We start from the raw sequence: 6,377 nt of genomic DNA, 5'->3' as shown, positions 1-6,377 counted from the left end.
CCATGCGTTCGCATGCCGGCGGCATGGCCGCGCCATTCGCGATCAAGCCCCAGCACCAGACCGAGAATCGCAGCCACGCCAAGCCGGCTGATGATATCCCAATCGAGCCATTCGAGGGATGTGACAGGGTTGAGTTCCATGATTGGCTGCTCCGCTTTCTGCCCGGATCCCGGGATGGGTCTTTCCGCTCGCCGCAAGCTGATAGGACAACCGACCCGAGTGCTGCAATCGCCGGGTTGGATGCTTTCTTATGTAGACAGCCGGGCAGCGCTCCTACGACAACCCGTTGCAAAGGTGAGACAATCTCTTCGTGGGACCCTTGCCCGATGCGGGGTCGCCCATGTATTCTCTTAGCGCGGACGGGTTCTCGACACGACACGAGGAGAAACGTGATGGCGAAGGGAGACAAGGACAAATACACCGACAAGCAGAAGCGCAAGGCCGAGCACATCGAAGAGAGCTACGAGGACCGCGGCGTCTCGCAGGAAGAGGCCGAACGCCGCGCCTGGGCGACCGTCAACAAGGAAAGCGGCGGCGGCAACAAGTCCGGCTCCGGCCGGGGCGGCCAACAGAGTTCGCGCGAAAACGGGGCGGAAAGCAAGTGATGCATAGCTACAAGCTGCGCGCCCGCGATGATCACAATTCAGTGATTGAAGAGATCGACTTCGAATGTCTCTCGATTGCCGGAGCTTTGGACAAGGCCAAGGCCATGGTCAAAGCCGGCCACGCGGATCTCTACGAAGATGGCATGCCGATCTGTTCGATGGAACTGGTGGCAGAAACAGGCGTGTGGCTGGTTGGTAAGCCGCGGTGATCTGAACGCTAAACGGAATTATAACCGAGCAGCCCTTAGCTCGCGGGCAGTTTCCAGCTCTGCGTCTGCTTTCGAATTCGCCGCATCGGCAGCTAAAAGGGGATCCGAAAGCAGCCGTGAACGTCCAAAATCAGGACGCCTTATCGACGGCGGCTGCTGGGCCGATTGCGGATTGTCCGGTTTCAGCGATTTAGACACACGAAGCAGACTGTCCGCAACCGACCCCATTGCGGACGTTCGCTGTCTGGTTCATTCAATCATGATGACAAAGAAACTGTGGAGGGCCCGTGCGGCTCAATTTGGCGTCTTAGCGCTCGGTGCTGTTATGCTCATTTCAATCTACTTCGGCTTGCCGATTGTGTTTACCGTTACTGCTCTCCTCGCCGCTGCCTCTCTGGTCCCGGCTATTTTAGGCGGCATGAAATGTCATAGGTGTGGGGTTAGCTATTTCTTCGACCAGAGTATGAGCAGTTGGAACATCTCGGGCGTCAACCTGCTGAAGCCTTGTAAGCCAGATTGTCCAAAGTGTGGAGCGGGCCGATAGATTTTTAGGGCCGCTTCCCACCCCATTCCTTGTCGTAAAACTAGTGCGGCAGCGAACCTGGAAGCGGTCACTCAGAATTTCTGAGCAACCACCCGAACGTCAGATTTCCGTCTTCTCCGCTAACGTGAGAGCGTCTTCTATGTCCACGCCGAGGTAACGAACTGTGTTCTCGATCTTCGAATGCCCAAGCAGAATTTGGATTGCACGTATGTTGCCCGTCGCTTTGTAGATGATCGAAGCTTTGGTTCGTCGAAGCGAGTGGGTACCATACTCCTCGGGCCGGAGGCCGATTGCTTCAACCCATTCATCGACTAACCGCGCATATTGGCGCGTGCTCAAATGCCGCGAATGATCGATCCGGCTAGGGAATACAAAGTCCTCAACAGCACCCCCTCGAAGTTCGAGCCAGGCGAACAGACTTTCTCGGGCGTCCTTAGCAATCTCGAATTGGACTGGCCGCCCTGTCTTTCGCTGAGTGATTGTTGCACGCGTTCTGACTTCCGGTCCGCTGACCAGATCGCCGATCTTGAGTTCGACTAGGTCACAGCCTCGCAACTTGCTATCAATCGCGAGATCAAAGAGTGCTCGATCCCGAACACGCTTTTCGCGATCGAGAAAGAACCGGATCGCCCAGATCTGCTTTTGATTGAAGGGTCGCTTCGGGCCGATCTTTGCTCCGAAGTTCCAAGGCACGCGGCTTTGCGTTGCAGGGTCGTATTGTGAGTATGTCATTCTGTTTCTCCTTGGCCGGAATGGCCAAGGAGAATGTCCGCTATTGAGAACTAAGAAATCGGATCGCTACGTCTGGGACGGGGCGCATTCCGGACTGTCAGGAAATGGGCCGGAAGCAGAATGTCCACTCTTGGTTCTAAGGACGCAGGAAGCAGACCTTGAGATTCCGACCTCATTGCCGACGTTCCTTTGCGGACGCAATTTTTGAAGGGCTAAACTGAATTGATACCTGAGTTGAAGATCACCTGTTTGCCTCGATGAAGAATGCCATCGGCACATGTGGAAGGTGGTTTTCCGAGCTCGACATTAGCAACAGCCGGTTGACCGTATTGTCTTGAATTCCATTCGCAGGAAAGAGGCCGGTCATGCGCGCTATACTCGCCCCGTAGCCCGTCTTCTTGAGAGCCGCCTGAGACTTGGAATGTATCGTGTCAAAGCGACCGGCCAGATGCGCTTCGACGTTAGGCTTCGGTCCGCGGCTTTGAACACTGGCCAAGTACTTGAGTGTCTTACAGAACAGGGGAGGATAGTCCGCAAGAGCGTTCTCGACAAACAGTTCAACGATCGCTTCAGGCTCGAACGGAAATAGGAATTCGGAAGCTCCGAGTCTCTGCCAGAACTTCGTAAGGTGAAACTGTTCTCCTTGTCCGCGCAGACGAACCGCTCCCATGATTTCTTCCCAACGGTGACGACTGTCGGTTACGATCGAGGATCCAGTGGCTTGCGCGAGGTACATTGCCATTTCGAAATTGGGCGCGAGCTTCATCATGCTCAACTGTCCGCCTTCCTTCCCGCCAGCGAAGGTATCGGCCTGCAGGATAGCTAGCGGGTCATGTTCTCTGAGCTGTTCGAAGCCGCGTAGAGCGTCGTTGAGATCGACCTTGCTTATGTCAGGAAAAGCTTTTCGCAACTGGGCCTCTAGTGCCTCTTCCGGCAAAGCCATGATATTGCGCTGAAAGTCTTGCTCCATGAGTTCTTTGAGGCGCCCCTCCTTCGCCAAGTCAGGATCACTGCTTGCCGATCGCTCTTTAGCCATGTGCATCATTTGGTAGCGCAGGTGAGGGTCGAAATTGCATGGGTCGGGAATGAGGTTGATCAAGCCGACCTCCACCAAGGGCATAACGGTCAGAAAGAACAAGACGGTCTTGAGAAATTCCTGGCGATACGCTCTTGGATTTTCGACGGGGCTATATTCCTTGCGGACAGCGCCCGCGTGCAGAAAGGGTGACTCAACGAGCAACTCGCCGAAATGGAGCGATGCTCCCAGAGCAAATTCGGTGATCGATTCTGGGTGGATTGAGCCGGTATAGACCGCTCGCGGAGTTCCGTCGGGTTTCGGAAGTAGCTGTAGCAGGTCGGTTTCAAGCGGCCATAAGCCCTCGTGCAGATGGTAGATCTTGCTGATTTGCTCGTCGGTGAGATCTCGGCGAACCGCAGTCCAATCCTTGCCTTTATCTAGCTCAAGAATGCCGACAACCGCGCGGTACAGCATGAGGTTGCGTTCGCGGATGCTACGCTCGGTCCAGGTCGGTCGCGATGAGAGAGGTTTGGACTTGCAGCATTCTCGGTAACGCTTGCCCGAACCGCATCCGCAGGCATCCCCGGGTCGAGGTTCCTTCTTCGGCGGAGTCTTGAGCAGAAAATCGCGTGGCTTTTCGGTCCGGCCGAACGCGTCTTGATAATGTACATGGCCATCATCGTATTTTGCGTAGAGTTCTCCGCCAAAACGCCAGAGTTCATCTTTGGGCAAGAGCGTGTCTCGGAGCTCGTCCCAGCGGCCCGAGGTTTGCTCTTCAGGATATAGCCATTCTTCTCGACCTGCAGCGACGTACCGTCGGGCGCGAGCTTTCAGGATGCGATTGACGTTGGCGACTTCCAAATCAGACAGCTTGCGTGATCGGATAAAGGCATCTGTTCGCACCATCGACTGACGGTAGTTCCGTGCGAAGGTTCGCTTTTCGAGGGGGTTCGTGTCGGGGTCTTGGCCATATTCCAGGTTAGTCAGGATAAGGCAGAAGTCGCGATTGAGCGGGAAGATTGTTTGGGAGCCCTTCAGCGCAATTCCTGGATCGTTGGGATAGATGTATGGGCTATCATTCGGCGGGGCAGCATGATTGTAGATGGTGACAGGGTGGTCAGTGACGATGAACTTTACATCGGCATCCTCCGCGGACACGATTTCACGTATTCCTTCGGTCCAGATCGTGCAGTGCATCATGCGAATGCCCTGCAATTCGTACATGAGTTCGTTTTGGCTGAGCGATGGGTATTGAGCGCGTAGCCAGTCTAGCCCTTTTGGCGTCCGGATCTTTTGAATATCGATGAACTCGAAGAGGGTCTCGAAATGGCGATGCCACTCGGCAGGATCGTCGCCTACAAAGGCTCTGATGGCCTTTGATCCCCTTGTGTCAATCGAGCCGAAGAGTTTGCGTTCGATCTCGTCGTTGACTGTCGTTCCGAAAAACGTCGAGTAGAGGTCCCGCTCGCGAAAACAGCGCGTTGTGGGTGAGACGAACTTAGCACGTCCCGGGATGGATGTCCCGTCAGCGAGGACGTGCTGCATGGGCGTCATGTCGAGGTACGCAAGTGTATTTTGATCCGGCTCGAAGAACCCTTCCTGATACCATTGCGGCACGTAATGATTGTTTCTCGTTTTCGACACTGAGTTAGCTTTTGAGGCGTTCCTATAGGTCAGCGCAATGATTCTTTGGTGTATTTTCGGACATTCGAATCTCTAAGTGACTTGTGACAAAACCTCTGATACATAGCGATTTAGTCCGAGGAAATGTCACATGGAGCCAAAAAAGAGGCCAACCCAGCGCGATAAACTGCTCAAGCTGTTCGACGAGCAGCCTATCCTGCGCGCCCACGAACTCCGCAAAGCAGGTGTCGATCCAGAGACAATCGCGCGCGCTGTCGAAGATGGTGAGATTGATCGTATCTCTCGCGGTCTTTATCAGCACGCGGATGCAGACATCAATACAGATCAAGCACTAGCGGAAACCGCCAAGCGCATCCCAAAAGGCGTGATCGCCATGCTCTCGGCGCTGGCCTTTCATGGTCTCACTGACCAGATGCCAAGAAGAATATGGGTGGCGATAGGCAACAGCGATTGGCACCCCAGCGCTGCCTATCCGCCTACTCGCATCGTCAGATTCAGCAACGCCTATCTGGAACAAGGTGTCGAGCATCACGAAATCGCGGGCGTCTCTGTTCCGATCTACGCCGTTACGAAGACACTTGCCGACCTATTCCGCAATCCCAAACTGGTCGATCGTTCGGTAGCAATCGAAGGACTAAGAGCGGCCATCGAGCAAAGAAAGGCCAAGCCCGCAGATATTGCGCAAGCAGCCATCGACGGCGGCGCCTGGAAGATAATGAAACCCTATCTCGAAGCGCTGACCTCGAATGGCTAAGCGACCAGTCAACCTCGCCCGGTCCGTCAAAGACCGGTTGCTCAATTTTGCCCGCGAAAAAGATCGCGTCTTTGATGTTGTGCTCGTTCGCTTTGCGCTCGAACGTCTACTGTATCGCCTTTCGATATCAGGCCACCGGGACCGCTTCGTTCTCAAAGGCGGCATGCTCGTAACGGTCTGGCTCGAAGATGACAATCGGGTTACCCGTGACGCTGATTTCCTCGGTCATGGTGATGAAAGCACCGAACAACTCGTCGAGGACTTTCGAGAGATCATGAGCATTGCCGTCGAGGACGGCATAGAGTTTGACGGCGAAGCCCTGTCTGCAACGGCCATTCGTGAAGAAATAGAATATGGCGGTGTACGCCTAAAGACCTTCGCCTATATGGAAAAAACGAAGATCCTGGTGACGATCGACGTCGGGTTTGGGGATGCGCTAGCCGATGCATCGCAACAACTCGAATATCCCACTCTGCTCGATCTGCCTTCCCCGCAAGTGCGGTCCTATCCTCCAGAAACGGTTATCGCGGAGAAATTCCAGGCAATGGTGGCACTTGGAGTCGCGAACGGACGCATGAAAGACTTCTACGATCTCTGGGCGATCCCAAAGTCATTGGAGATTGGGGACAAGGAACTCGATGCGGCGATACTCGCAACATTCGAGCGACGAGAAACGCAAGTGCCAAAAGATAGGCCGCCAGGCCTATCAAGCGAGATGACGGAGAACCCCGACAAGCAACGCCAATGGGCTGCATACACCGCTTCCATCGAACTGGAAAAAGTGAGCCTGAGCGAAGTGGCAGAGGCGATCTGGTCGCTGGTCGGACCAGCCTGCAAGCGCATCAGCGCGGCCCGCAAGTGACGGAATTGA

The 6,377-nt window shown here is 54.9% G+C and carries 6 protein-coding genes and 1 pseudogene; 4 read left to right on the top strand and 3 right to left on the bottom strand.

All coding sequences use genetic code 11. From position 1 onward, the window contains the following. A partial coding sequence (locus tag ABJ205_RS02665; protein WP_348032719.1) for an MgtC/SapB family protein occupies positions 1-140 on the bottom strand: 140 nt, incomplete at its 3' end. Between the two features lie 252 nt (positions 141-392). On the opposite strand from ABJ205_RS02665, the pseudogene ABJ205_RS02660 reads away from it, so the two are divergent. Then, positions 393-563 (top strand): annotated as a pseudogene (locus tag ABJ205_RS02660) (plasmid stabilization protein); the annotation flags it as partial. Positions 564-604: 41 nt separating this feature from the next. Further along, a complete protein-coding gene (locus ABJ205_RS02655; protein WP_050599068.1) occupies positions 605-814 on the top strand; it encodes a hypothetical protein in 210 nt (69 codons plus the stop codon). A 643-nt stretch (positions 815-1,457) separates the two neighbouring features. Here the strand turns inward: ABJ205_RS02655 and ABJ205_RS02650 are convergent. Next, positions 1,458-2,090 (bottom strand): tyrosine-type recombinase/integrase, encoded by a 633-nt coding sequence (locus tag ABJ205_RS02650; RefSeq protein WP_348035632.1) that lies wholly within the window; start codon positions 2,088-2,090, stop codon positions 1,458-1,460. Positions 2,091-2,331: 241 nt separating this feature from the next. Further along, positions 2,332-4,752, bottom strand: a complete 2,421-nt coding sequence (locus ABJ205_RS02645; protein ID WP_348035630.1) for a DUF4238 domain-containing protein — start codon at positions 4,750-4,752, stop codon at positions 2,332-2,334. 130 nt (positions 4,753-4,882) lie between these two features. Here ABJ205_RS02645 and ABJ205_RS02640 point away from each other — a divergent pair, with 130 nt between their 5' ends. Both ABJ205_RS02640 and ABJ205_RS02635 read left to right on the top strand, forming a co-directional pair. Then, complete coding sequence (locus ABJ205_RS02640) at positions 4,883-5,506, top strand: type IV toxin-antitoxin system AbiEi family antitoxin domain-containing protein (RefSeq protein ID WP_348035628.1); 624 nt, start codon at positions 4,883-4,885, stop codon at positions 5,504-5,506. Beyond that, positions 5,499-6,368 carry a nucleotidyl transferase AbiEii/AbiGii toxin family protein gene (locus ABJ205_RS02635; protein WP_348035626.1) on the top strand — a complete coding sequence of 290 codons (870 nt, stop codon included), beginning with the start codon at positions 5,499-5,501 and terminating at the stop codon, positions 6,366-6,368. The genes ABJ205_RS02640 and ABJ205_RS02635 overlap by 8 nt, the downstream gene beginning before the upstream one ends. Positions 6,369-6,377: the final 9 nt, after the last annotated feature.

It is taken from the genome of Erythrobacter sp. (assembly GCF_039988855.1).
GTDB lineage: Bacteria > Pseudomonadota > Alphaproteobacteria > Sphingomonadales > Sphingomonadaceae > Erythrobacter.
This window is presented reverse-complemented; position numbering and strand designations above follow the sequence as displayed.